The organism is Dactylosporangium maewongense (assembly GCF_039531485.1).
GTDB lineage: Bacteria > Actinomycetota > Actinomycetes > Mycobacteriales > Micromonosporaceae > Dactylosporangium > Dactylosporangium maewongense.
Window position 1 is genome coordinate 218,380 of sequence record NZ_BAAAQD010000001.1, and the last position, 24,563, is coordinate 242,942.

At 73.7% G+C, this 24,563-nt stretch carries 25 protein-coding genes and 1 pseudogene; 11 read left to right on the forward strand and 15 right to left on the reverse strand.

Annotated elements, in window-relative coordinates:
- Positions 1 to 22: 22 nt before the first annotated feature.
- From ABD332_RS01005 to ABD332_RS01025, 5 genes and pseudogenes are all read right to left on the reverse strand, one after another.
- The gene (locus tag ABD332_RS01005; protein ID WP_344498459.1) at positions 23 to 793 is read right to left on the reverse strand and encodes an FAD:protein FMN transferase; all 771 of its coding nucleotides are present in this window, start codon (positions 791 to 793) and stop codon (positions 23 to 25) included.
- The gene (locus ABD332_RS01010) at positions 790 to 1,326 is read right to left on the reverse strand and encodes an FMN-binding protein (protein WP_344498461.1); all 537 of its coding nucleotides are present in this window, start codon (positions 1,324 to 1,326) and stop codon (positions 790 to 792) included. Before ABD332_RS01010 ends, ABD332_RS01005 begins: the two co-directional genes overlap by 4 nt.
- A 16-nt stretch (positions 1,327 to 1,342) precedes the next feature.
- Positions 1,343 to 2,725 carry a ferredoxin reductase family protein gene (locus tag ABD332_RS01015; protein ID WP_344498463.1) on the reverse strand — a complete coding sequence of 461 codons (1,383 nt, stop codon included), beginning with the start codon at positions 2,723 to 2,725 and terminating at the stop codon, positions 1,343 to 1,345.
- 56 nt (positions 2,726 to 2,781) lie between these two features.
- A pseudogene (locus tag ABD332_RS01020) lies at positions 2,782 to 3,777 on the reverse strand (alpha/beta hydrolase domain-containing protein); the annotation flags it as partial.
- A 247-nt stretch (positions 3,778 to 4,024) separates the two neighbouring features.
- Complete coding sequence (locus tag ABD332_RS01025; RefSeq protein ID WP_344498465.1) at positions 4,025 to 4,405, reverse strand: STAS domain-containing protein; 381 nt, start codon at positions 4,403 to 4,405, stop codon at positions 4,025 to 4,027.
- A gap of 159 nt (positions 4,406 to 4,564) precedes the next feature.
- Between ABD332_RS01025 and ABD332_RS01030 the strand changes: the two genes are divergently transcribed.
- On the forward strand, positions 4,565 to 5,785 hold the full coding sequence (locus ABD332_RS01030) for a PP2C family protein-serine/threonine phosphatase (RefSeq protein ID WP_344498466.1): 1,221 nt from the start codon (positions 4,565 to 4,567) through the stop codon (positions 5,783 to 5,785).
- Here ABD332_RS01030 and ABD332_RS01035 read toward each other — a convergent pair.
- Positions 5,735 to 6,829, reverse strand: coding sequence for a hemolysin family protein (locus ABD332_RS01035; RefSeq protein ID WP_344498467.1), 1,095 nt, complete (start codon positions 6,827 to 6,829; stop codon positions 5,735 to 5,737). The two genes, ABD332_RS01030 and ABD332_RS01035, sit on opposite strands and share 51 nt — an antisense overlap.
- Before the next feature lie 174 nt (positions 6,830 to 7,003).
- On the reverse strand, positions 7,004 to 8,350 hold the full coding sequence (locus tag ABD332_RS01040; RefSeq protein WP_344498469.1) for a hemolysin family protein: 1,347 nt from the start codon (positions 8,348 to 8,350) through the stop codon (positions 7,004 to 7,006).
- Positions 8,351 to 8,570: 220 nt separating this feature from the next.
- Here ABD332_RS01040 and ABD332_RS01045 point away from each other — a divergent pair, with 220 nt between their 5' ends.
- Positions 8,571 to 8,954 (forward strand): hypothetical protein, encoded by a 384-nt coding sequence (locus ABD332_RS01045; RefSeq protein ID WP_344498471.1) that lies wholly within the window; start codon positions 8,571 to 8,573, stop codon positions 8,952 to 8,954.
- A gap of 73 nt (positions 8,955 to 9,027) precedes the next feature.
- On the opposite strand, the gene ABD332_RS01050 is transcribed toward ABD332_RS01045, so the two are convergent.
- The 3 genes from ABD332_RS01050 to ABD332_RS01060 are packed head-to-tail and all read right to left on the reverse strand — an operon-like array spanning position 9,028 to position 10,974.
- Positions 9,028 to 9,501 (reverse strand): phosphoribosyltransferase, encoded by a 474-nt coding sequence (locus ABD332_RS01050; RefSeq protein ID WP_344498473.1) that lies wholly within the window; start codon positions 9,499 to 9,501, stop codon positions 9,028 to 9,030.
- Positions 9,502 to 9,504: 3 nt separating this feature from the next.
- The gene (locus tag ABD332_RS01055; protein WP_344498475.1) at positions 9,505 to 10,080 is read right to left on the reverse strand and encodes a hypothetical protein; all 576 of its coding nucleotides are present in this window, start codon (positions 10,078 to 10,080) and stop codon (positions 9,505 to 9,507) included.
- Between the two features lie 60 nt (positions 10,081 to 10,140).
- Positions 10,141 to 10,974 carry an alpha/beta fold hydrolase gene (locus ABD332_RS01060; protein WP_344498477.1) on the reverse strand — a complete coding sequence of 278 codons (834 nt, stop codon included), beginning with the start codon at positions 10,972 to 10,974 and terminating at the stop codon, positions 10,141 to 10,143.
- 165 nt (positions 10,975 to 11,139) lie between these two features.
- Here ABD332_RS01060 and ABD332_RS01065 point away from each other — a divergent pair, with 165 nt between their 5' ends.
- The gene (locus tag ABD332_RS01065) at positions 11,140 to 12,462 is read left to right on the forward strand and encodes a neutral zinc metallopeptidase (RefSeq protein ID WP_344498479.1); all 1,323 of its coding nucleotides are present in this window, start codon (positions 11,140 to 11,142) and stop codon (positions 12,460 to 12,462) included.
- A gap of 136 nt (positions 12,463 to 12,598) precedes the next feature.
- On the opposite strand, the gene ABD332_RS01070 is transcribed toward ABD332_RS01065, so the two are convergent.
- Complete coding sequence (locus ABD332_RS01070) at positions 12,599 to 13,414, reverse strand: alpha/beta fold hydrolase (RefSeq protein ID WP_344498481.1); 816 nt, start codon at positions 13,412 to 13,414, stop codon at positions 12,599 to 12,601.
- Positions 13,415 to 13,468: 54 nt separating this feature from the next.
- Between ABD332_RS01070 and ABD332_RS01075 the strand changes: the two genes are divergently transcribed.
- Positions 13,469 to 14,086: a TetR/AcrR family transcriptional regulator gene (locus tag ABD332_RS01075; RefSeq protein WP_344498483.1), complete on the forward strand. Its 618-nt coding sequence runs from the start codon at positions 13,469 to 13,471 to the stop codon at positions 14,084 to 14,086.
- Positions 14,083 to 15,534: a flavin-containing monooxygenase gene (locus tag ABD332_RS01080; protein ID WP_344498485.1), complete on the forward strand. Its 1,452-nt coding sequence runs from the start codon at positions 14,083 to 14,085 to the stop codon at positions 15,532 to 15,534. The genes ABD332_RS01075 and ABD332_RS01080 overlap by 4 nt, the downstream gene beginning before the upstream one ends.
- Here ABD332_RS01080 and ABD332_RS01085 read toward each other — a convergent pair.
- Positions 15,504 to 16,151, reverse strand: coding sequence for an acetoacetate decarboxylase family protein (locus tag ABD332_RS01085; protein WP_344498487.1), 648 nt, complete (start codon positions 16,149 to 16,151; stop codon positions 15,504 to 15,506). The two genes, ABD332_RS01080 and ABD332_RS01085, sit on opposite strands and share 31 nt — an antisense overlap.
- Before the next feature lie 122 nt (positions 16,152 to 16,273).
- Here ABD332_RS01085 and ABD332_RS01090 point away from each other — a divergent pair, with 122 nt between their 5' ends.
- The 3 genes from ABD332_RS01090 to ABD332_RS01100 all read left to right on the forward strand — a co-directional run bounded on the left by ABD332_RS01090 (position 16,274) and on the right by ABD332_RS01100 (position 18,805).
- Positions 16,274 to 17,251: an alpha/beta fold hydrolase gene (locus ABD332_RS01090; RefSeq protein WP_344498489.1), complete on the forward strand. Its 978-nt coding sequence runs from the start codon at positions 16,274 to 16,276 to the stop codon at positions 17,249 to 17,251.
- Between the two features lie 127 nt (positions 17,252 to 17,378).
- Positions 17,379 to 18,317 carry an alpha/beta hydrolase gene (locus ABD332_RS01095; RefSeq protein WP_344498491.1) on the forward strand — a complete coding sequence of 313 codons (939 nt, stop codon included), beginning with the start codon at positions 17,379 to 17,381 and terminating at the stop codon, positions 18,315 to 18,317.
- A gap of 176 nt (positions 18,318 to 18,493) precedes the next feature.
- On the forward strand, positions 18,494 to 18,805 hold the full coding sequence (locus tag ABD332_RS01100) for an STAS domain-containing protein (protein WP_344498493.1): 312 nt from the start codon (positions 18,494 to 18,496) through the stop codon (positions 18,803 to 18,805).
- On the opposite strand, the gene ABD332_RS01105 is transcribed toward ABD332_RS01100, so the two are convergent.
- Positions 18,777 to 20,027 (reverse strand): acyltransferase family protein, encoded by a 1,251-nt coding sequence (locus ABD332_RS01105; protein WP_344498495.1) that lies wholly within the window; start codon positions 20,025 to 20,027, stop codon positions 18,777 to 18,779. The genes ABD332_RS01100 and ABD332_RS01105 overlap by 29 nt on opposite strands.
- A gap of 228 nt (positions 20,028 to 20,255) precedes the next feature.
- On the opposite strand from ABD332_RS01105, the gene ABD332_RS01110 reads away from it, so the two are divergent.
- Entirely contained in the window at positions 20,256 to 21,143 is an 888-nt protein-coding gene (locus tag ABD332_RS01110; RefSeq protein ID WP_344498497.1) for a cobalamin-binding protein, read from the forward strand.
- 69 nt (positions 21,144 to 21,212) lie between these two features.
- Here ABD332_RS01110 and ABD332_RS01115 read toward each other — a convergent pair whose 3' ends face one another.
- A complete protein-coding gene (locus ABD332_RS01115; RefSeq protein WP_344498499.1) occupies positions 21,213 to 21,416 on the reverse strand; it encodes a cold-shock protein in 204 nt (67 codons plus the stop codon).
- A 203-nt stretch (positions 21,417 to 21,619) separates the two neighbouring features.
- Between ABD332_RS01115 and ABD332_RS01120 the strand changes: the two genes are divergently transcribed.
- Together ABD332_RS01120 and ABD332_RS01125 are read left to right on the forward strand one after the other, a co-directional pair.
- On the forward strand, positions 21,620 to 22,204 hold the full coding sequence (locus ABD332_RS01120; protein ID WP_344498501.1) for a hypothetical protein: 585 nt from the start codon (positions 21,620 to 21,622) through the stop codon (positions 22,202 to 22,204).
- A gap of 24 nt (positions 22,205 to 22,228) precedes the next feature.
- On the forward strand, positions 22,229 to 23,221 hold the full coding sequence (locus tag ABD332_RS01125; protein WP_344498503.1) for an ADP-ribosylglycohydrolase family protein: 993 nt from the start codon (positions 22,229 to 22,231) through the stop codon (positions 23,219 to 23,221).
- Positions 23,222 to 23,235: 14 nt separating this feature from the next.
- Here ABD332_RS01125 and ABD332_RS01130 read toward each other — a convergent pair whose 3' ends face one another.
- Positions 23,236 to 24,513, reverse strand: a complete 1,278-nt coding sequence (locus ABD332_RS01130; protein WP_344498505.1) for an alpha-hydroxy-acid oxidizing protein — start codon at positions 24,511 to 24,513, stop codon at positions 23,236 to 23,238.
- Positions 24,514 to 24,563 lie beyond the last annotated feature (50 nt).

The following is a 24,563-nucleotide window of genomic DNA, read 5'->3' on the forward strand; positions in this document are numbered from 1 at the left end:
CCCAGCTTGCCTCACCCCGGCCTCAGCCGGCGGGCCAGCCCTCGGTGACCCGGACGAGGCCCGACGCCGTCACCATGAGCGCCTCGTAGCCGTCGAGCTCCTCCAGCCAGTCCATCGCCCAGGGTCCGCGGGCCGCGGCGGCGGTCGCGTAGACGTCGGCCCACAGCAGGTCCGGGCCGGTCACGGTGACTGCCCGTACTCCGGTCGCGGCACTGCCGGTGTACGGGTCGACGATGTGATCCCCGCGGTGGGTACGGCCGGAGGTGGCGACGGCGCCCGTGCCCCGGGTCACGACGTGCGCCACCCGGTCCTCGGGCGCGTCCGGGTCCTCGACGCCGATCCGCCACGGCGGCTGCCCGTCCGGCGCGTGGACGAGCACGTCGCCGCCGGCGTTGACGCACCAGCCGAGACTGTCCGGCAGGTGCGCCGCCGCCCGCTGCACGGCCCACCCCTTGACCAGCCCCGACGGGTCGTACCGGGGGCGGCCGGTGCGCGGGTCGGGCAGCCCCCGCGGGTCGAACCACCCGCCGGTGCGCTCCCGCGCCTCGTCGCACAGCGCGATCACGGCCTCCAGCGCGGGCGTCGGCGGCGCCTCGCCCCGTTCCCAGCGGGACAGGTCACTGTCGTCGAGGTACGGGCTGAACGCCGCGTCGTCGCGGCGCAGGTCCGCGAAGACCCTGGCCACCGCGGCCTCGGCGGGCGGGTCGCCGGCGCCGGGGCCGCGCAGGTGGACCGAGACCGGCAGCCCCATGATCTGCTCGACCCACGCGCGGCGGGGCAGGGTGGCGGTCATGACAGGTGCGCGGCGTCGATCGCGGCCTGCAGCGACTCCTTGTAGCCGTCGCTGGTGACGGTCGCGCCGGAGACGGTGTCGATGTCGGCGCTCTGCGCGGCGACGACCGCCTTGTTGAGGATCGGCAGGGCGCGGGCGTTGATCTGGCGGTCCTTGCCGTTGGCGTCCGGGTACACGGGCACGGTCACACCGGTGATCTTCCCACTGGCGACGGTGATGGTGACCTGGATGTCGCCCCAGCGCGTCGACACCACCGACCCGTTGTAGGCGGTGCCGCCCGTCGCCCCGCTGGTACCCGTACTGCCGCTGCCGGTAGCACCCGTACCGTCCGTGCCGCCGCTGCCCGTACCGCTGCCGCTGCTGTCGCTGCCCGTGCCGCTGCCGCTGCCGCCGCTCGTGGTGCCGCCTCCGCCGCCGGAGGCGGTCGCTGAGCCGGTCGCCGCGGTCGCGGTGCCGCCGAGGCTGGTGCGGTAGCTGAACAGCAGCACCACGGCGGCGAGCGTCGACAGCAGCCACAAGGTGATCCGTCGCACGGGGCGATCCTCTCCGTTACCAGGCGAACTGTTCGGTGTGCACGCGCGCCGCGGGGACCCCGGTGGCGCGGGCGGCGGCGCGGGCCGCCTCGGTCCACGAGTCGGGCCCGCAGACGTAGACGTCGGCCGCCGCGATCGACGGCGCCACCCTGCGCAGCGCCTCCGCGTCGCCGATCCCCGCGGCGTGCCGCGGCAGCCACGACGCGTCACCGGCGCGCGGGCCCAGCAGGTAGACGACCCGGACGCCACGCTGCCGCGCCAGCCAGTCCAGCTCGTCGCGGAACGCGATCTCCGCCTCGCTGCGCGCCCGGTAGAGCAGGGTCGCCCCGCCGGCGCGGTAGGGCAGCTCGCCGAGCAGCGCGAGCAGCGGCGTCACCCCGATGCCGCAGGCCATCATGACGACCGGGCCGCCGGTGTACGACTCGCCGGTGAGCCGCCCGTACGGGCCCTCGACCAGCGCGCGGGTGCCCGGCGTGAGCGACGCGACGCGGGAGCTGCCGTCGCCGAGGTCCTTCACCGTGATGCGCAGCACCCCGGTGTGCGGGGTCGCCGACAGCGAGTACGGGTGCGCCCTCGTCCAGCCGGGACCGTCCAGGAACCGCCACTGGAGGAACTGGCCGGCCCGGACCGGCAGCTCGTGCAGGTGCCGGCCGGTCAGGTAGACCGAGGTCAGCCCCGGACCCTCCGGCACGACGTGGCTGACGGTCAGGCGGTGCCGCGCGTTGCGCCACACCGGCAGGCCGACCCGGTAGACGAGGACGGCGCCGGCGGACACGGCGTACAGCGTCCACCAGTACGCCGTGGACAGCGGCGAAGCGAGGAAGTCCGCGCCGGTCCAGAGCTGGTGCGGCAGGGCGAGCCCCACGCCGAGGTAGGCGTACAGGTGCAGCAGGTGCCACGACTCGTAGCGCAGCCGGCGCCGCGCGGCCCGCATCGACGTGACCACGACCATGACCAGCGCGACCGTGCCGGCGGCGGCGAGCAGCATCCCCGGGTATTCGACGGTCAGCTCCCACAGCTCGGCGAACACGTTCGCGTCGGACGCGACCGCGTAGCCGATGGTGATGAGCACGATGTGCGCGACCATCAGGTTGAACGAGGTGAACCCGGTCCAGCGGTGCCAGCGCGCCAGCCGGTCCTGCCCGAACGCCCGCTCGACCAGCGGCACCCGCGCCATCAGCAGCACCTGGAGCAGCAGCAGGTCGGATGAGACCAGGCCGGTGAGCCGGCCCGCCGCGGACCACGCGTCGCCGCCGCCGGCGAGGAGCTGCTGGACGCCGCCGTTGGCCACCCACAGCGTGGCCACGACGAGCAGGCTCGCCATGGCAGCCACGCCGCCCGCGTCCGCCCACCATCTGGGGGTCGCGGCCGGGCGCGGCGCCGCAACTGTCATCGTCATGCGTTCAACTATTGGGGGACCGGCTGACAGGTGCCTGTGAGCCGGTTAAAGGTTGTCTAAGAACGCCCCACGACGTTCTGCCACGCGTCGGCCGGCAGCAGGTACCCGGCCCGCACGTTGGCGACGTCCGCCAGGATCACCTTCGCCAGGTGATCGCCGCGGTGCGGGTACAGGCGCCGCAGCGTCGCGGCGTCGAACGGCTGGTGCGTGCCGAACAGCCGGCAGAACGTCTCGCCGGTGTTGTCGCCGGTGTTCAGCGCGGTCGGCACCGACACCTGCGACAACCGGATGCCGCCGGTGGCGAGCCCGAGCGCGTCGCGGGTCTTCGTGCCGTCGGCGCCGAAGACCAGCGGGGGAGCGACCGGCGGTGGAGTGCCCCGCCGCACCCAGCGGATCAGGTGGTCGTAGGCGGCGGCGACGACATGGTCGAGCGGCACCCTGCTGAAGGGCGGGCTGCCGCAGGTGTATTGGGGTGCCGCCCCCAGGTCCCGCACGGAGATCGGCGCCCGGTACTCCTGGCCGCGCCATCCGGAGTGCGCGGCGCCGGCGACCTCCCAGCGGCGGAACCGGTCGGTGTCGGCGGGCCGGTCGGGGGTCCGCACGTCGGTCTCGGACAGCACCTGGAACACCGGCTCGGCGCCCACCCGGGTCGGCGCGGACCCGACGACGAACGCGTAGCCGTCGAAGACCGGCGTCACCTTCGGCAGGATGCTCTGGTAGTACACCGTCATCCGGGCGGCGGACTGTGAGGCGCCGATCGCGAGCGTGGTTCGCGGCCGGAGCGACCGGGTGACGGCCGCCGCGGCCTTCGCGAAGATGTCGTAGGACAGCTCGTCGGCGGTGAACCGGCCGCCACCGGTGACGTCGAGCGTGCCGTACCGGGCCGGGCTCCAGCCGCGCAGCTGCTCGACGCCGACCCGCTGCGCGGACACGCCGACCCACGCGTGCCCCTGCCGGGTGATGGCGTCGTGGTCCCACAACGCGTCGAGGTCGTAGCCGGCGGTCACGTTCTGCCACTCGACGAGCGCGGTGCCGCTGAAGCGGGCCGGTGACGGTGACCGGCGGCGCCTCCCGCGCGGCGTGCGCGGGCACGGCCGGCGCGGCGATGAGCGTCAGGGCGGCCAGGAGGGTGGCGGCGAGTCGTGCCGATGCACTGGGTGACATGGATGTCACCCTTGCCGCGCCGGCGGGCGGCGGCATCGGTGGAATCGCCGGTGCTCCGGCCCGCGGGCCTCGCTCGCCGGCTCGCTGACCGCCACCTTGCTCGACGCCGGGCGGCCGGGACGCGGTGCCGGGCCGTCAGCCGGCGGCGATGGCCTCCTCCACGGTGGCGTAGCGGGTGAGGATGCGGTCGAGGTTGGTGATGTGCAGCACGTTGTCGACCAGGGGGCGGGTGCCGGTCAGCCGCAGCCAGCCCCCGGTCTCGGCGAGCCTCGACCGCGTCCGCACGAACAGGTTGAGCCCGCTGGAGTCGCACATCGGCACGTCCGACAGCTCCAGCACCAGGTGCAGCTCCGGACGTTGGGTCAGGTCGGACAGGACGTCGGCGAGCGGGGCAAGGGTGTCGTAGAGGACCTTGCCCCGCACCGACACGACGACGGCACCGTCGCGGTCGGTGACGTCGGCGGTGACGTGTTCATCCGCCACCTGGGACTCGTCACGGTCCAGGGAGAACTCCACAACCCCGAGCGTAACGGGAACCTGGGGACAGCCGCAGGGTCCGTTTCCCGCGCGGCGCGGTTGGGAATCCGTACACCGGCCGCAGGTGGCACGAGCGGCCGGTGTGACGGATGGGTCGCACACGCGACTGTGTTTGGTTTGCCGAGGGGTGAGCGAGGCATGGCGGCGACGGTGGAAGCGCGCTGGCTCGAAGCGTTCAGCGCGATTCTCGACGGATCGCACCTGTTCCAGCCGGACGGGCTGGCGACGGCGGTGGACGCGGCGCTGGCGCCGCTCGGGATCGACGCGACCATCTACCTGGTCGACGAGGAGCAGCGGGTCCTGTGTCCGGTGCCGCGTCCACGGCACCCGCTGCCTCCGCCGCAGCCGGTGGAGACGACGGCGGCGGGGCGCGCGTTCGCGATGGTCACGTCGAAGCCGATGGGCGACCGCGGCTGGTGCGTGCCGATGGTCAACGGCACCGACCGGCTCGGGGTCGTCGAGTTCGAGGTCGGCGAGGCCGAGCCGCAGGTGCGCGACGGATCCCTGCGGGCCCGCTGCGAGACCCTCGCCGGGCTGATCGGCCACCTGGTCACCGTCACCTCCCACAAGGGTGACTTCCTCGCCCAGGTGCGCCGGTCCCGGTCGATGACGCCGGCCGCGGAGCTGCTCCGGCAGCTGCTGCCGCCGCTCACGTCGGCCTGCGAGCGGATGGTGATCAGCGCGATCCTCGAGCCGTGCTACGACGTCGGCGGCGACGGCTTCGACTACGCGATCGACGGCGCGCGGGCCAGGATCGTGATCCTCGACGCCGTCGGGCACGGGCTCGCCGCCAGCCTCGCCTGCGGGGTGGCGATGTCGGCGCTGCGCGCGGTCCGCCGCGCCGGCGGTGACCTGCGGGAACAGGCCCGCGCCGCCGACACCGCGCTGACCGAGCAGTTCCCGGACAGCCGGTTCGTGACCGCCGTGCTGGCGGAGCTCGACCTGGAGGCCGGGCGGCTGCGGTACATCAACGCAGGACACCCACGGCCGCTGCTGCTGCGCACCGGGCGGGTCGTGCACGACCTCGCGGCCGGCCGCCGCATGCCGCTCGGGGTGCACGACGACGTCGAGGTGGCCGAGGAGGACCTGGAGGGCGGCGACCGGCTCCTGCTCTACACCGACGGCGTCACGGAGGCCCGCGACGCCGCCGGGGAGGAGTTCGGCGTGCGGCGGCTCATCGACCTCACCGAGCGGCACGCGAGCGCCGGCCTGCCCGCGCCGGAGACCCTGCGCCGGCTCGCGCACGCCGTCGCCGAGCACCAGGGCGGCGCGCCGGCCGACGACGCCACCCTCGTGCTCGCCGAGTGGTCACCGGTCGCGGCGCTGCGCAGCGCTCCGTACCAGCAGCGCCTGACCTGACCGCGCGCCGGCCGTGACGTCGGTCTCGTCGTCGAACTCGCCGATGACCTCCTCCAGGAGGTCCTCCAGGGCGACGAGGCCGACCGGCGCGCCGTCCTCGGTGGCGACGGCGAGCTGCGCCCGGGACTCCCGCATCGCCCGGACCGCGGCGAGCACGCTGGTGCGGGCCGGCAGGGTGAACGCGGTGATCATCAGGTCGGCGGCGGTCGCCGCCGTGCCGGCCGTCGTCGCCCGCAGCGCGTCGCGGACGTGCACGACACCGACGACGCCGCCCGTGGCGCCGACGACCGGGAACCTGGACCGGCCGGTGGACCGGTTGGCGAGCTCGACGTCGGTCGCGGTGGCGTCCAGCGGCACCGTCACCATCGCCGCCGCCGGGGTCATCACCTGCGTGACGGTGGTGTCCTGCAGCTGCAGCACCCGGCTGAGCAGCTCCTGCTGGTCCTGGGCGAGCGTGCCGTGCTGCCGGGACGACTCCAGCAGCATCATCAGCTCCTCCGGCCCGTGCGCCGCGGACAGCTCGTCCTGCGGCTGCACCTTGACGAGCCGCAGGCACGCGTTCGCGAGGCCGTTGAGCAGCGCCAGCAGCGGCCGCACGACCCGGGTGAAGGCCCGGAACGGCAGCGCCAGCCCCCGAGCGGAGCGCTCCGGGTTGCTGATCGCCCACGACTTCGGCGCCATCTCGCCGACCACCATGTGCAGGAACACCACGACGGCGAGCGCGATCACGAACGCGATCGGGTAGCTGAAGCGCTCCGGCAGCCCCACCGCGTGGAACAGCGGGTCGAGCAGGTGTGCGATCGCGGGCTCGGCGAGCGCGCCGAGCCCCAGCGAGCACAGCGTGATGCCCAGCTGCGCGCCGGCGAGCATCAGCGACAGCTCGCGGCTGCCGGCGAGCGCGGCGGCCGCGGCCCGGCTCCCGTCGGCGGCGGCCTGCTCGAGGCGGTGCCGCTTGCTGGCCACGAGGGCGAACTCGGCGGCCACGAAGAACCCGTTCGCCGCCAGCAGCACCGCCGACACGAGAAGCGCCCAACCCGTGCTCACGCCGTCACCTCCGCTGCGCTCCGGCGCCGGCCTGAGCTCCAACCTGTCATGCTGGTTCGCAGCCCTCCGCTGCGCTCCGGCCCGCTCACGCCGTCACCTCCGCTGCGCTCCGGCGCCGGCCTGAGCCAACCCTGCAATGCTGGTTCGCGGCTCCTCCGCTGCGCTCCGGCCCGCTCACGCCGTCACCTTCTTCGGAAGGACGGACACGCGGACGGTGTCGGGGACGTGGCGGTGCACGGTCAGGACCTCCAGGCGCACCTCGCGGGGCGGGGCGTCGTCGTCGGGGAGTGCGGGCGGCAGCGTGACCTCCACGGTGTCGCCGGGGCGCGGGATGCGGCCGAGACGCTGCAGCACGAGGCCCGAGACGGTGTCGTAGTCGTCGCTCTCCGGCAGCGTCACGCCGGTCGTGCGGGCCACCTCGTCGACCCGCCAGCGGGCCGGGACGAGCCACGAGCCGTCCGGCTGGCGGACGGCGGACGGCTCCGGCGCGTCGTCCTCGTCGCGGATCGACCCGACCAGCTCCTCGGCGACGTCCTCCAGGGTGATGATGCCGGCGAAGCCGCCGTACTCGTCGATGACGCAGGCCAGCTGCCGGTGCTCGGTGCGCAGCCGCTCCAGGACCGCCGGCAGCGCCGCCGTCGACGGCACCAGGACCGGCGGCAGCGCGATCTCCGCCATCGTCATCTTGTGCCGGTCCGCGGCGGGCAGCGCCACGAGGTCGGCGCCGCCGACGACGCCGATCAGGTCGTCGACGCTCTCACCGACGACGGGGAAGCGGGTGTGCCCGGTGTCGAACAGCTCGACGAGGCGGATCGCCGGGTCGGTCGCGGCCACCGTGACCACGTCGACCCGGGCGATCATCGCCTCCTCGGCGGTGCGCGCCCGGAACGCGAGCCCGCGCTGCAGCAGCTGCGAGGTGTCGGCGTCGAGCAGCCCGCCGGTGCGCGACTCGGCGATGATGCGCTCCAGGTCCTCCGGGGTGGCGCCCTCGGGCAGCTCCTCGATCGGCTCGATGCCGACCCGCCGGAGCAACCGGTTCGCCGCCGCGTCGAACATGCGGATCACCGGGCCGGCCGCCGCCAGGTACACCAGCGTCAACCGGGCCAGGGCCCGGGCGAGGGCCTCCGGCCGGGCGATCGCCCAGTTCTTCGGGCCGAGCTCACCGAGGACCATCTGCACCACGGTCGCCATCAGCAGCGCCAGCACCACCGCCGCCGACGCGCTCGCCGCTTGCGGCACCCCGGCCGTGCCGAGCAGCCGCGCGAGCCCCGTGCCCAGGTAAGGCTCGGCGACAAAACCGACGAGCAGGGCCGTGACGGTGATGCCGAGCTGCGCGCCCGACAGCATGAAGGACAGTCGCCCGGTGACGCGCAGAGCGCGCCGCGACGCCAGGTCACCGTCGTCGGCGGCGCGTTTGAGCTTCGCGCGGTCCACGGCCACGTAGGCGAACTCGGCCGCCACGAAGTAGCCGGTGGCGGCGGTGAGGACCACGATGAGTGCGAGGCCGATGAGGATCAGCATGAGGGACCATTAGCCAGCCGGGCAGTGCCCGGCCCGGTACTCCAACCAACCATGATCCGACGCTAGCAGGCTTCGCTGAACGATCGCTGGGAAGCACCAGGGACCGGTGCCGCGCGACTGAATCGATCCAGAGGCTCGACCGATCCATCCGTGTCGCGGTGATTACCTCCGATGTCGCCGGGTATGGGGCGGCAATCCCCCGAACACCCTGGAGGTTGTGATGGCTGAGCTCGAACCCGCGGACCGGGGCGGGAACGGCGTGCGCCGCTCCGCCGGCGAGCTCGACCAGATGGCCGGCGGGCGCGGCGGCCCGCCCGCGAACAAGGCCGTCACGCGGATGCCGCGGTGCGGCCACCGGGCCGCGGACTACCTCGCCGGGCACGAGCCGGAGGGCGTCCTGGAGTGCGTGCGGGACGCCGCCCGCGGCCGCCCCGACACGTTCCTGCTCGCGGCCGCCGCGGCGGGGTTCGTCGTCGGCCGGCTCGGCGAGGGCGAGTTCCGGGACGGACAGCCCGGCGACGGCGACCTGTGGCGCGCGTACAACGGCAGCTCGTACAACGGCCGCGGCTACAACACGAGCGGCCAGGCGCGGACGACCCGCTGAAACCCGGCACGCGACGTGAAAGCACGCGGTGTGACGGTGCAGGCGGGGGCGCGGACCGGCCGCGCCCCCGCCGTCATGCGCTGGTGACCGGCGGCTCCGCCGACCACGGGAAGTTGATCCAGCGGTCCGTGCGCCGCCACACGTACTCGCACGGCACGACGCTCTGCGGCTTCTCGTACAGCACCGCGATGCGCACCTCCGAGGCGTGCGCGACGCAGAAGTCGCGCACGACCCGCAGGGTGGCGCCGGTGTCGGCGACATCGTCCGCGATGAGCACCCGCGCGCCGGCGAGATCCTCGCCGTCGGGGGTCGGGCGCAGCACCACCGGCGCCTCGAGCCGCTCGTCGACGCCCGTGTAGTACAGGACGTTCATCATCACGATGCTCTTCACGTCGAGCGCATACCCGAGGGCGCCGGCCAGCAGCAGCCCGCCGCGGGCGATGGACAGCACCACGCCGGGCCGGAACCCGTCGTCGGCGACCGCCTGCGCCAGCTCCCGCGAGGCCGCGCCGAACTCCTGCCAGCTCAGCTCTTCCCGCTCTTCCATCGCCTACCCTTCGAGCGCCTTCCACGGCTTGGGGGTCCACACCCAGTGTCCGTTGACGTGGGCCAGACCGTCGAACGCCATGCCGGAGTCCTTGCCCGGTTCGGTGTACTTCCACCGGTACCAGGTGACCCCGGGCTGCAGGTGCGGCCCGACGTCCTTGTAGCCGCCGGGGAACTCGGCCTCGGCCGCGGCGGTCCACGCCTTCAGGTCGTCGCTGCTGGCCTTGGCCACCTTCAGCTCGGTCTGGCCCGCGCTGCCGGCGACCTCGACCTTCTGGCCGGTCCACACGTTCTTCTTGTAGAACTGCTCGGCCTTGGCCGCGGCGGCGCCCACGAACAGCGCCTTGTAGTCCTCGGCCGTCGGCTGCAGCTTCTGTACGAGCGCGGGGTCCTTCGGCAGCGCCTGCAGCAGCGCCTTCGCGCCGTCGTCGCCCTTCGGGTACTGGTCCCCGCCCTGGGTCGCGGCCGCCCCGGCGGTGGTCGCCGGTGCGGCGGGGGAGTCGGCCTCGTCGGCCTTGCAGCCGGCGGCGGTGAGGCCGATCATCGTCACCAACAAAGTCGAAAGCGCCAGGCGCTTCATGCATGCTCCTTGATCGTCGGTTCGTGTGCGCGGACCAACGTACAAAGGCGATGCAACGGCCTATTTCAGGAACGCGCTGACCGTCGTCGCGAGCCAGGCCGGGTCGTCGAGCCACGGGGAGTGCCCGCCGGCGGGCTGGACGGCCACCTCGGCGTGCGGGAACAGGCCCGCGTAGTCGGCGGCGCGCTTCGGCGGCAGCGCCACGTCATACTCGCCCGCGATCAGCAGGACCCGCGCCCGCAGGCCGCCGATCGCCGTCCGGGCCGCCGCCGCGTCGACGCCGTCGTAGTACATCTTCGCCGCCTCGTCGTTGCGCAGCCGGTCCTGCTCGGCGGCCTGCGCGCGGGCGGCGTCGTCCCACCGCCCGGACTTGAACGGCGTGATCGCCGCCCAGTCGGCGGCGACGGCCTCGCCGGCCCACACCCGCTCGAACGCGGTGAACGCGGTCGGGAACCACGGCTCGGCGTGGCGCAGCCGCGCGACCTCCCGCCGGTCCGCGTCGGCGACCTCCAGGCCCACCACCCGGGGCGACGGGTTCACCAGCACGAGCCGGCCGATCCTGTCGCGGTGGCGGGTGGCGTACAGCACCGCGACGGCCGCACCGGCGGAGTGCGCCAGCAGGTCGATCCGGTCCAGCCCGAGGTGCTCCCGCAGCGCCTCGACGTCGTCGGCGAGCCGGTCGCAGCGGTAGGTCGCCGGGTCGCGCGGCTTCTCCGACCCGCCGGTCCCGCGCAGGTCCAGCCGCACCAGGTCGTGGTGCGCGGACAGCCCGCCGAGGTCGCCGAGGTACGACGAGGCCACCATCGGCCCGCCCGGGACGCAGATCAGCGGGCTGCCGGCGCCGCCGCGGTGGTACGCGAGCCGGGTGCCGTCGGCACCGTCGAAGAAGTCCACCGGGCGATGATATGCGTGCCGCTCGATCGAGTCCCGCCCGCGTTTCGCGCCGGACCCGGTGGGGCATGGGCATGACGTGGGCGGGCAGGAGCGCAGCGGATGGCTGCGAACCGGGTTTGCGGTGCTTGGCTCAGGCCGACGCCGGAGCGCGGCGGAGGCGGCGGCATGAGCCGTCTCGTTCGCGTCATGGCCGCCGCGGTCGCCCTCGTGGTCGGCGCCGGCTGCGCCGTCGGCACCGGCGGCGACCAGGAGCAGCGTGGCGCCCCGCTCGGCGGCGTCCTGGGCCGCGCGCCCGACGCCACCCGCGCCGACCAGACCGCGCGCGACGCCATCGCCGACGTCGAACGGTTCTGGTCCGCCACCTACCCGCGCCTGTCCGGCGGCGCGCCCTTCCGTCCCGTGACCGGCGGCTACCACCCGTACACCCGGCAGGACCCGCCGCCGCCGTGCGGGCCCGAACGGTGGCGGTACCAGCCGAACGCCTTCTACTGCTCGGCGGGCGACTTCATCGCCTGGGACTCCGAGACCCTCGTCCCGCAGCTCGATGCCGACTTCGGCCGCCTGCTCGTCGCGGTCGTCTTCGCCCACGAGTACGGCCACGCCGTGCAGACCCGCCTCCAGCAGGGCGGCCAGCCGACGATCGTGCTGGAGCAGCAGGCCGACTGCTATGCCGGCAGCTGGATCGCCGACATCGCCGCCGGGCACTCCTCGAAGTTCGCCGCCGCCACCCCTGCGGAGCTCGACAGCACCGTCGCCGGCATGCTCACGCTCCGCGACGAGCCCGGCGTCCCGGCCCAGGCCGAGCAGGCGCACGGCAACGCCTTCGACCGGGTCCGCGCCCTGCAGGAGGGCGTCGAGCAGGGCGCCGGCCGGTGCGCCGCGTACAACGCCCGCAACCTGCCGGTGACCGAGGTCCCCTTCAGCTCCGAGGAGGAGGCCGCGTCCGGCGGCGACCTGCCCTACGGGCAGGCGGTGTCCGAGCTGTCCGCCGACGCCTCCGCGTACTGGAGCCGCGCCTACCCCCGGCTCACCGGCAAGCCGTGGAAGCAGGTCGAGGTGGTCCCGTTCGACCCCGCCGACCCGCCCGACTGCCCCGGCCAGGACCCGTCGCCGGCCTTCGCCTGCACGAGCCGGGACTTCATCGCCTTCGACGACAAGCAGCTGGGCCCGCAGCTGTACGAGCACATCGGCGACAACGCCATCGGCATGCTCCTGGCCGGCCTGTTCGCCCGCGTCGCCCAGGAACGCCGTGGCGCGCCGGCCACCGGCCGCGAGGGCCAGCTGACGGTCGACTGCCTGGCCGGCTCGTGGACCAACGACCTGCTCAACCGCACCGAGGGCCTCCGCCTCTCCCCGGGCGACCTGGACGAGGCCGTCGCCGCCCTGCTGGTCTTCGGCCGCGCGGGCTCCAGCAACGACGCCACCGCCTTCGACCGCATTGCCGCCTTCCGCGACGGCACCCTGGGCGGCCTGCCCAAGTGCGTCTAGGTCCTGTGCCGCCGGCCCGGCCGCGTCGCTTCCGGTTGGCTCGGGAGGAGTAGGCCTTGTCGGCGGTCACCGGGTCCGGGCGTTGTGCGGGGTCGTCAAGGCCGACCAGGACGTGAACCGCAAGGCCAGAGGGTCATCAGCCAATGGTGGTCCGGATCAGGGTGGTGCAGGTGTCCGGGGCGTCGGAGAACGGGAGGTGGCCGCAGCCCTTGAGACTGACGTGGCGGGCGTGTGGCAGTACGGCGGCGGCGCGGCGGGACTGGAAGGCGGGGAGGATCGCGTCGCGGGTGCCCCAGGCGACGGTGACCGGGATGGTGTCGAGGGCGCCGGGGTCGGTGAAGCGGTGGCCGGCGAACGCGGACCTGGCGGCGGTGAAGGCGGGGGCGGCTACCAGGGCGTCGACGTCGGCGAGGCACACCGCGGGGTCGAGGCGGGCCGGGTGGCCGAAGAACAGGCCGAACACGGCGATCCGGCCCGCCGCCGTCGACGCGAGGGCGGGCAGCGCGGGGCGGGCAAGGCGGCCGAAGACCCGGGCGCCGGTCACCGAGGCCTGGCACCAGCGACGGGAGAGCGGGCCCCAGAAGCCGATCGGGGCGAACGCGGTCACCGACCTGGCCACGCCGCGGCGGCCCAGCTCGAGCGCGATCCCACCGCCGAGCGAGCTGCCCGCCACATGGAACGACGCCGCACCCGGGAACGCGGCGGCGGCGAAGCTGGTCACCGCGTCGGCGAACGAGGCCACGTCGGCGTCGGCACCCGTGCGGGAGGCGCCGACGGAAGCGCCCGTGGTCGGTGGGGAGGCGCCGAAGCCGGGAAGGTCCAGCGCCAGCACGTCGAAGTGGGGGCGGAGGGCGGGCAGGACCGGCTCCCACAGCTGCCAGCGGCTGCCGATGCCGTGGAGCAGGACCAGGGGCTCGCCGGTGCCGGACCGGTGGTGCGACAGCGAGGTCACGAGGGTCACCGTACGTTGTTGACAGCCAGCCAACAACAGGGCACGGTGGCTGCCATGCGGATGAGCGGGGAGACCGTCGAGCGGGGGCGGAGGCTGGAGCCTGACGTCCGGCGGGAGCAGATCCTCGCCGTCGCGGTGCGGCTGTTCGGGGAGCGGGCCTACGCGGACGTGTCCACCACGGACATCGCCGAGGCGGCCGGGGTCGCCCGCGGGCTGATCAACCACTACTTCGGCACGAAGAAGGGCCTGTTCGTCGAGGCGGTCCGGGTGCTCGTGACGATCCCCGCGGTCGCCGTGGAGCAGCTGCCGGACGGCGACCTGGCGACCCGGGTCGACGCCAGCGTCACCTGGTTCCTCGACGTGGTGTCCCGGCACAGCCGGTCGTGGCTCGCGGCCGTCGACGGCGGTGGGGTCGGGCGGGACCCGGACATCGAGCGGGTGCTCCGCGAGGCCGACGACATCGCCGCCGACAGCATCCTGGTGGCGGTCGGGCTCGACGGCCAGGCCGAGCACCGCGACGAGCTGCGGGCGATGGTCCGGGCCTACTGCGGGCTGGCGAAGGCGACCGCCCGCGAGTGGCTGGAGCGCGGCGTGCTCAGCCGGGACCAGGTGCATGTGCTGCTGTCGACCAGCCTCATCACGCTCGTGGAGCAGGTGTTCAGGAAGCTATGACGCGGATTCTGGTCGTCGGCGCCGGGTTCGGCGGGATCGCGGCCGCACACCTGTTGCGCCGGGCCGGGTTCCGCGATCTGACCATTGTGGACAAGGCGGATGGCGTCGGCGGGGTCTGGCGCGACAACACGTATCCGGGCTGCGCGTGCGACATCCCGGCGGCGCTGTACTCGTACTCGTTCGCGCCGAACCCCGACTGGTCGCAGCGATTTCCGCCGCAGCCGGAGATCCTCGGCTATCTCCAGCGGTGCGTCCGGGACTTCGGCCTGGAGCCGCACCTGCGGCTCGGCACCGAGGTCGTGGCCGCCGCCTGGACCGGCGAGCGGTGGCGGGTGTCCTATCAGGACGGTTCCGGCGACGAGTTCGACGTCCTCATCCCGGCGATGGGGCAGCTGTCGCGGCCGGTGATCCCGGCGCTGCCGGGCGCGGAGGAGTTCGCCGGCCCGGCGATGCACACGGCGCGCTGGGATCCAGGCGTCGACGTGACCGGCAGGCGGGTCGGCGTCATCGGCACGGGTGCCAGCGCGATCCAGCTGGTGCCGGCGATCGCGCCGCACGCCGCGCGGGTCACCGTCTTCCAGCGCACGGCGCCGTGGACGCTGCCGAAGCCGAACCGGCGGTACGGGAGCTGGCGGCGGGCCCTCAACCGCAGGGTCCCGGCAGTGATGCGGGCCGCGCGGGCCGGCACGTGGCTGCTCACCGTCGTGACGGGCAAGGCGGTGACCGGCAACCGGCCGGCGCGCCTCGCGGTCTGGACACTGTCCAGCGCGCAGCGCGTGCTGCAGGCGCGCGGCATCCGGCAGCGGGTCACGCCGGACTACGCGATGGGGTGCAAGCGGGTGCTGTTCACCGGCGACTGGTTCCGGACGCTGCGCCGCCCCGACGTCGACCTGGTGACCGCCGACATCGAGCGGCTGACCGCCGGGGGTGTCCGCACGGAGGACGGCGCCGTGCACGAGTGCGACGTCCTGGTGTACGGCACCGGCTTCGCGGCCACCGAGTTCCTCGCACCGGTGCGGATCACCGGGCGGGACGGGCGCGACCTGCGGGAGGAGTGGCGCGGCGGCGCCTACGCGCACCTCGGCATCGCGGTGCCGGGCTTCCCGAACATGTTCCTGATGTACGGGCCGAACACCAACACCGGCAACACGTCGGTGGTGTACTTCCACGAGGCGCAGGCCCGCTACATCGTGCAGGCGGTGCGGATGCTGGCGGGCCGGGGTCCGGTGGAGGTGCGGGCGGAGGTCGCGGGCGCGTTCGACACCGAGATGCAGCGCCGGCTCGGCGACAGCGTCTGGGTGGGCTGCGACAGCTGGTACCGCACCGGCAGTGGGCGCGTCGTCACCAACTGGCCGGGGATGGCGGCCGAATACGCGGCGCGCACGGCCCACCTGAGCGAAGCGGACTACACAGCGAACTACCCAGAGGACTCCACAGCGGCGCGCTGAGGCGCGCCGAACCGCATCCGGAAGTCGCCGGCGACGAACGACAGCAGCGGCCGTCGGCCGGCGAGGAACCGCAGCGGGCCCTCGGGAGCGATCGTCCACGCGACCCGGGCGGGGCCGTAGCGCGCGGTCGAGCGCACCGGCGTCGTCTCGGCGCGCCCCGCGAGGGCCTGCACGACCCGGAACCCGGCCGGCAGCCGCGGCGGCAGCCCGTCCCCGCGCGGCAGCGCCGCCGACGCGATCGGACCGTCCACTGTGGACGCGGTGGCGGGGCCGGACGCGGACGGGATCGTCAGGTCGGCGAGGTCCTTCGGGATGCCCCAGAGCTCCCGGCCGCCGTCCCGGGACGCGACGCTGTCCACCCAGATGTGCGTGATGGTGACGCGCGGCCGCCAGCCGGCCCGGGTCAGCACGGCCGAGAGCAGCTCCCGGTAGGCCATGTCGCCGCCGGGCCGGTAGTCGACCCACGCGGTGCCGACGAACGCCCGCCTCCCGACGCGCAGCACCCGGACGGCGCCGTCCAGCGCCGGCGGCAGCGCGGGCAGGTCCGCGACCGGCGCGGCCCACACGGACACGTGCATCCGGCCGCGCAGAGACCACGGCGAAGGTGGATACGACATCGATGGGCTTCCCTCCACGACGACACTCTACGCCTCTTGACAGCCTGCCAACAACCAGAGCTTAATCGATCCTCAGGAAACAGCGTTTCGTCCAGCGATACACGTCAGGAGGTAAGCGCTCGATGTTCTCCAAACGGCTGACCGCCCTGTCCGCCCTGCTCATCGCCGCCACGGTGAGCCTGACCGCACCGGCGCGGGCGGCGACAGCTGCCGGCGCATGGACCCAGGTCAGCAACACCGTCGACGTCTCGTGCGCCGGGCTGACCTACCGGCCGTCGGCGGACTGGTTCCTGCCCGCCGGCACCGCCAAGGGCCTGGTCTACCTGCAGCACGGCTTCTCCCGCTCCAACGGCAACCTGGCCGACCTCGCCGAGCACTACGCCGCGGCCGGGTTCGTGGTCTTCGCGCCGACGCTGCCGTCCGCCGACATCTTCGGCTGCACGGTCAGCAACCTCGGCAACAACGCCCCGTTCCTGAACAACGTCGCGACCTGGCTCGGGCAGGCGAACAACGCAAGCGGCGCGCTCGCCCGCAGCTACGCCGACGCCCTTGGCAAGGCGGGCCGCCCGGCGGGCACCCTGCCGACCTCGTACGTGATCGCGGGCCACTCGGCCGGCGGTGAGGTCGCCGCGTACGTCGCGAACCGGCTGCGCACCACCTTCCCGTCGCAGTTCGCCCGGGTGCGCCTCGTCCAGCTGCTCGACCCGGTGAAGTCGTTCATCGGCTCCAACACGGCCACCGGCCTGAAGGGCCTCAACCTGACCAGCACGCCGGTCCTCGCGATCTCGTCCCCGCCGTACCTCGCCAACTCCAACGCGAACGGGACGGTCGAGCTGACCAACGACGTGCACCGGCCGTTCCTCGGCGTCCGTCTCACCACCGGCTCCCACTGCGACGCGGAGGGCGCGAGCACCGACGGGCTGTGCACCGTGCCCAACGGCGCCTCCCAGCCGGGCAACGTCACGGCGCTGCAGACCTTCGCGGTCGCCTGGGCCGGCGACGCCGTCGCGGGCACGACGACCGCCACGTACTACCCCGGCGGCGCGTACTACCAGTCGCTGCTGACGGGCGGCGTGACGCAGACGCTCAGCGGCAGCTGAGCCCGACCCATCGAACAACGGCCCGCCGTCGATGCGAACCAGGCATTGACGGCGGGCCCCACTGTTCCCGTACGCTGACGCGTGTCGTAAAGGAAACTGTGTTTCACTAGAGGAAACAGAGGTCCGAATGGCTCAACGCTTCAGCCGCCGCGGCGTGCTGCTCGCAGCCGGTGGCACCGCCCTTGCGGGTGCTGCCGGCGCCCTGATCGGCCCGTCCCGGGCGGACGCCGCGTATTCGAACGTCGGCACCTACGGCACCACGGTCAACGGCGACCAGGCCGACGTGTACCACCCCAGCACCTCCTCACCGCACCAGCCGTGGCCGGTCGTCCTGCTGCTGCAGGGTGCGAACGTGGGCCGGTCCGCCTACGCGGGGTTCGCGCGGAAGGTCGCCTCCTACGGCTTCGTGGTCCTCGTCCCCGACCACACCCGGGTCATCTTCGGCGTCCCCGGCCTGTACGCCGACGGCGCCGAGGCGACCTGGACCGTCGCCTGGGCCGCCGCCGAGAACGCCTGCACCGGCTCGCCGCTCAAGGGCCAGATCGACGCGGGCACGCTGCTGCTCACGGGCCACTCGTTCGGCGGCGCCGCCGGGCTCGGTCTCACCACGGGCCTGTCCACGCCGCCGTTCACCGACGTGCCGATCCCGGCGCCGGCGCAGCTGCGGGCGGCCGCGTTCTACGGCACCAACAACGCCGCCCCCGGCTCGCCGGTGATCCCGCCGGTCGCCAACACCGTCCCGGTCGCGCTCATCCAGGGCGCCGTGGACGGCATCGGCACCCCGGCCAACGGCCTCGGCACGTATGCGGTCCTGCAGGGCGCGCCGAAGCTGTACGTGAGTGTCGCCGGCGCCAACCACTACGGCATCACCGACGCGCAGAACCCGGCCGGCGCCCGGCCGGACCTGTCGCCGCAGACCCTGAACCAGGCGGCGGGTGTGGAGAACATCGCCCGGTGGGCCGCGCTGTGGCTGCGCGCCCAGCTCGGCGACCCGGTCGGCGCCGCCTGGGTCTACGGCATCGGCGACGCCGTCGACGCCGGCGTGGAGACCCAGTTCGTGCGCTGAACACGCCTGCGGGGGCGCCCCACCGCGCCCCCGCAGCCTCGCGCGCCCCCGCAGCTCGCCGCCCCCGCAGCCTCGCCCGCGCCCCCGCAGCTTCGCTTGCCGGATGGCAACGAACCGCCGCTGAGCAGGGTCGATAGGGTTCACCGATCCGGAGTTGGGACGGTTTCTCGGTGGACATGAGCCTGCACGTGCAAGGCCGCATCGGTGGCGGCGTCGTCATCGTGGCCCGTGGCGATCTCGACTACGGGGCCACGGACCGGTTCCGCCAGTGCGTCGAGCGGTCGTTGCGGCCGCCGCCGGGCACGCTGCACCTCGACCTGCGCCTCGTCACGTTCATCGACTCCAGCGGCATCGGTGCCCTGGTGGCGGCGCACCGGCAGGCCGAGCAGGCCGGCTCGCGGCTGGTGCTGGAGAACCCGTCGGCGGTGCTGCTGCGCACGCTGCGCACCGCTGGGCTGATCAGTCTGTTCGGGCTCCCACCGCAATAGGGACGTCCGCGACGGCGACCGGGCCCGCGGCCTGGACCGGCACCTTCGCGACGGGGCGCGCACGGCGCGGCGTCCAGTCCTTGAACGCGAGCACGCGCCGCTCGACCAGGTGCCACGACAGCGCGGCGGCGCCGAACGCGGCGGCCAGGGACATCGCGATGTAGGGCACGTACCCCCACCGGTTCCAGCCGAGGCCGGCGAAGACCTGTTGGCCGATGAACCCGTAGATGTAGACGCCGTACGAGTAGTCGTTGCGCCGGCCGATCCACCGCAGCCCGGCCGGCAGCCGCACGGACGCCCAGATCAGCGTGTACACCAGGGCCGGGAACCCGATTACGAAGAAGCCGCCGAACAGCAGCGACCCGGCGAGGGCGGCGAGGGCGGCGAACCCGGCGCCGTCGTGGATGACGACCCGGTCGCGGTACAGCTCCATCACCGCGCCGGCGAGGAACAGGAACCCCAGGTACATGAGCCAGTGGAACGACACCTCGCCCAGCAGCGGCAGGTGCACCTGGCCGTAGTGCGGGGTCGGCGGCCCCGTCAGCGGGCGGCCCTGGATCTGGTCGGTGACGACGACGCCGTACAGCGCGACGGCGAGGCACACGACCAGCCACCGCCTGCGGTGCAGGACCGCGGTGACGGCGAGCGCCCCGGCCAGCCCGTAGCAGAGCACCTCGTACACCAGCGACCACAACGCACCGTCGAACACGCTGCCGCCGGACTGCCGCCCCCAGGGGGTGGACGCGCCGAGCAGGTCATGGATGCCGTACTGGCGGACGCCGGTGAACCAGTTGCCGGTGACGTACTGCAGCGGCCCCTTCGGCCCGGACCAGAACCCTTTGAGCGTCCCCCATTCGTGCAACGCGACGAGCGGCGCGACCACGAACGCCGTCACGAGCAGGCACACCCACAGCGCCGGCAGGATGCGCAGCATCCGGTGCCACACGAACCGGCCGATCGTCGTGCGCGCCGCGCTGCGCGTGATGAGCAGCCCCGACAGCACGAAGAAGCCGAACACCGCGAGGGTGCCGGTGTTGGTCTGTCCACGGAACAGCGACTCGCCGAGGTCCTCCCAGCCGAAGCCGAGCGACGTGCCGTGCGTGAACACGACGACGACCGCCAGGCCCAGCCGGATCGCGCCGATCCCGTTGTCCCGTCCCGCATATAACTGCTCGAGCGTCGCGGGCCTGCGCCCGTGCCGCGGCCGGACTCGCGTCAACACATACCTCTCCCTCGCGCAGGCGCGACGGGTCAGGACGCGGGCCGGGCGGGCCAGCGTCAGACCTCGAGACAATCGCGGATTTCACGGGGGGAGTGGACGCGGGCTCCGCGTCCTCGACGAGGCTATCCCAACGATCTCGTGACGCAGTGTGAATGCGGGGCGGCAGCACGGTGAAGTGTCGACGGGTGAATCCCGGCGTCCGTTCACTCACCCGTTAGGCTGGCCGGCGTGCGCCTGGTGTCGTTGCTGCCGTCCGCGACGGAGATCGTCTACGCGCTGGGGCTCGGCGACGACCTGGTCGGCGTGACGTTCGAGTGCGATGAGCCGCCGGCCGCGCGGACCGGCAAGACCGTGGTCGTCGGCGGGCGCGACACCCGCGGGATGGCGCCGGCGGAGATCGACGCGTATGTGCGGGAGCGGTTCGCCGCGGGCGAGGACCTCTACACGCTGCACGCCGGCGCACTGGCCGCGCTCGACCCGGAGCTGATCCTGACGCAGGACCTGTGCCGGGTGTGCGCGCTGCCGTCGGGGCACGTGTCCGACGCCCTGGAGCACCTCGGCTGCCGCGCCGACGTGCTGTCGCTGGACCCGCACTCCCTCGCCGAGGTGCTCGGCACGATCGAGGCGGTCGGCGCCCGCGCCGGGGTGCCGGACCGGGCGGACCGGCTGGTCGCGGACCTGCGGGCGCGGCTGGACGCGGTCGCCGCGGCGGTCGCCGGGCGGCCCCGGCCGCGGGTGCTGGTCGTGGAGTGGGTCGACCCGCCGTTCACCGCCGGCCACTGGGTGCCGGACCTGGTCACGGCCGCCGGTGGGGAGCCGGTCGCGGCGCATCCCGGCGCGCGGTCACAGGCGACGACCTGGGACGCGCTGACCGCGGCGGGGCCGGACGTGGTCGTGGTGTCGCCGTGCGGGTTCCACCTCGACGGCGCCGCCGAGCAGGCCCGGCTCGTCGCGCCGCGCTTCCCGGACGCCGCGGTGTGGGCGATCGACGCCGACGGCATCGTGGTGCGGCCCGGCCCGAGGCTCGTCGACGGGGTGGAGGCCCTGGCGGCACTGCTGCACCCGGAAGTGTGCCCGCCGGAATGGCGATGGGCCCGCGCCACGCCCATTCAATGAGCGTCGCACGGGCCCGTCTTGCAAGCGGTCACCGGCAGGTGCGCGGCTTCCGCAGCAGGAGCATGAAGATCAGATGCCGCGGACGTTGTCCGCCTGCGGGCCCTTCTGACCCTGCGTGACGTCGTACTCGACCTTCTGGCCCTCGGTCAGCTCGCGGTAGCCGGAGCTCGCGATGGCCGAGTAGTGCACGAAGACGTCCGCGCCGCCGTCGTCCTGCTGGATGAAGCCGAAGCCCTTTTCGGAGTTGAACCACTTCACGGTACCGCTAGCCACACGTTCCTCCTGAAACAGACGAGTCCTACCGGCCATCGTTGCCGGCAGTGAAGACCTCGCCGGGACCTACGGTACTGCTCTTTCCCCCGCAGAGACAGCCGGGCAGCCGTGCTGGTCACCCGAATCCCCTGGTGGTATGAGCCACAAAACGGGCTATTCACCGTATTTCGGGGTCACCTGGTAGCCCATTAGGGTGAACTTCTATGAGCGCGATCACCCATTTGGACCTCACAGGCTTCCAGCAAATGGACCAGTACGCCTGGCAGCACGAGCAGGGTCCGGTGATGACGCTGCACTTCTTCAACCTGCGCCCCGACCTGCCGGCCCCACTGCACGACCCAGCCGCGCTGTTCGCCGGCACGGCCCGGCGGACCGCGGCGGCCGGCGGCGGGCTCATCGACGCGGCCGTCGAGCCGGTCGACGGCGTGCCCGCGCTGCGGCAGGTGGTGAAGATCCGCCATCCCCAGGGCCACGGCCTGGTGTTCCTCGGCTCCTACACGATCCCGCGGGCCACCTGCAGCACCGTGCTGAAGCTACAGGCGGCGGAGTCCGGCACGACCGGCGTCCGGGAGGCGCTCGTCTTCACGAAGCTCGGCCCCGACGGGATGAACAAGCCGTCGCCGTTCGCCCCGGACGCCACCGGCGGCCTGCCCACCCTCCACGCCGACGACGAGCAGTACGACGCCGAGTTCCCGCACCACCCGCTGACCGCGACCCGGGCGATGCTGCGCCGGCTGCTGCCGAGCATCCGCCTCGACGAACGCTTCAAGGCCCTGCCCCCGTTCTGACGCGTGTTCCGTACGATCCCTCCCATGTCGACCACGGCCTCCGGGTGTCTCTTCGGTCTCGCGTACGGCGACGCCCTCGGCAAACCCACCGAGTTCATGACGGTCGACGCGATCGTCGCGCGCTACGGTCCCGGCGGACCCCGCGACCTGGAGGGCGACCCGGCGCTCGTCACCGACGACACGCAGATGACGCTCGCGGTCGGCTGGGCGCTGCTGGACGCTCCCGCCACCACCGCCGCCGCGCTCGAGCCGCCGCTGCGGGCCCGCTTCGTGGAGTGGGCGCACAGCCCCGACAACAACCGCGCGCCCGGCATGACGTGCCTGCGGGCGTGCGGCGGGCTCGCCCGCGGCGTGCCGTGGACCGAGGCGACCGTCGCCGGCTCCAAGGGCTGCGGCGCCAACATGCGCGTCGCGCCCGTCGGGCTCGTCCCCACCTACGACCTGGACACCCTCGCGGGCGTCGCCCAGCTACAGGCCGCCATGACCCACGGCCATCCGACGGCCCTCGCCGCCAGCGAGCTCACCGCGCTCGCCGTCCGCCTGCTCCGCGACGGAGCCGCCGTCGCGGAGCTGCCCGCCGCGCTGCGCGACCGGTGCGAGTCGCAGCGGACCACCTACCGGTCGGACTGGCTCGGCACCCTCTGGCAGCAGCCGTCGGTGAGCTCGCCGGAGCAGTTCATCAGCCGCGGCTGGGACGAGTGCCTCGACGTGCTCGACCGCCTCGACGACGCCCTGGCGGGCCCCGACGACGGCGGCGACCCGTGCGCGGCCACCGGGGCGGGCTGGATCGCCGAAGAGGCCCTGGCCACCGGCCTGCTGTGCGCGATCCGCCATGCGGACGACCCGGTGACCGCCCTCGCCCGGGCCGCCACCACCTCCGGCGACTCGGACTCGATCGCCTGCCTCGCCGGCGCCTTCCTGGGCGCGTCGCTGGGCATGACGGCGTGGCCGCTGCCGTGGCTGTCCCGCATCGAATACGCCACCGGCCTCGCCGCCCTCGGCCGGGTCTGGGACTGACCCGCCCGCACCGGCTACCGGGTGTGTTCCCGCAGCTGTGCGCGGGTGATGGCGGCGACGTCCGGGACGCCGGTGAGGGCCATCGTCAGGTCCAGCTCGGCGACGACGTTCTCCGCGACCTGCCGTACGCCATCCGCACCGGCGATCGCGAGCCCGTAGATGTGCGGCCGCCCGAGCAGGCACGCGTCGGCGCCGAGGGCGAGCGCGACGAACACGTCCGCGCCGGAGCGGATGCCGCTGTCGAACAGGACGGTCGCGTCGGGTCCGACGGCGTCGCGGACGGCGACCAGCGCGTCGAGGGCGGCGACCGTGTGGTCGACCTGCCGGCCGCCGTGGTTGGACACGATGATGCCGTCGACCCCGGCCGCGACCGCGGTCCTGGCGTCGTCGGGGTGCAGGATGCCCTTGAGCAGGATCGGCAGCTTCGTGCGGCGGCGCAGCGTCTCCACGTGCCGCCAGCTCAGGCCCGGGTTGGAGTAGATGTCGAGGAAGGTCTCGACGGCGGCCCGCGGCTCCCTGGAGCGCAGGTTGGCGACCGTACCGCCGGGGTGGTTGCGCGCCATCGACCACAGCGTCCGCAGCGCGCCGAGCGTGACCTGCGGCTTGCCGGCGGGTGCGGTCATGCGCTCGCGGACGATCTCCATGAAGCGCGGGTCCGAGGTGTACTGGGCGATCCCCAGCCCCCGCGCGAACGGCAGCGAGCCCAGGTTGAGGTCCTGCGGCCGCCAGCCGAGCAACGTCGTGTCGAGCGTGACGACGAGCGCGCGGGCGCCGCAGTCCTCCGCGCGCCCGATCATCGAGTCGACGAGCCGCTCGTCCGTCGACCAGTACAGCTGATACCAGAACGGGGTGTCGCCCATGCCGGCCGCGGTGCGCTCCATCGGGTCGCAGCCCTGGCTGGAGAAGATGTACGGCACGCCCGCCGCGGCCGCGCCCTCCGCGATACGGACGTCGCTGCCGGGCGTCACGAGCGCGCCCGCGCCGACCGGGGCGAGCAGCAGCGGCGCGCGCAGCGGCGTGCCGGCCACCGTGGTGGTCAGGTCCCGCGCGGTGGCGCCGTGCAGCATCCGCGGCACGATCCGCCACCGCTCGAACGCGGCCCGGTTGTGCCGCATGGTGGCGCCACCGCCCGCGCCGCCCGCCACGTACGCCCACGCCTTCCGCGACATCGCCCGATGCGCCCGCCGCTCCAGCTCGTCGGCGTCGGTCGGCACGTCCGGCGCGCGCCCGAGCACGCCGGCACGGTAGATGGCGTTCTGCCTGAGCCGGCCCGGGCCGGGGGTACTGGTCATGGCGGCCAATCTTCCTCAACGCACGGCGGCCGGCAAAGGGGCTACGGTCG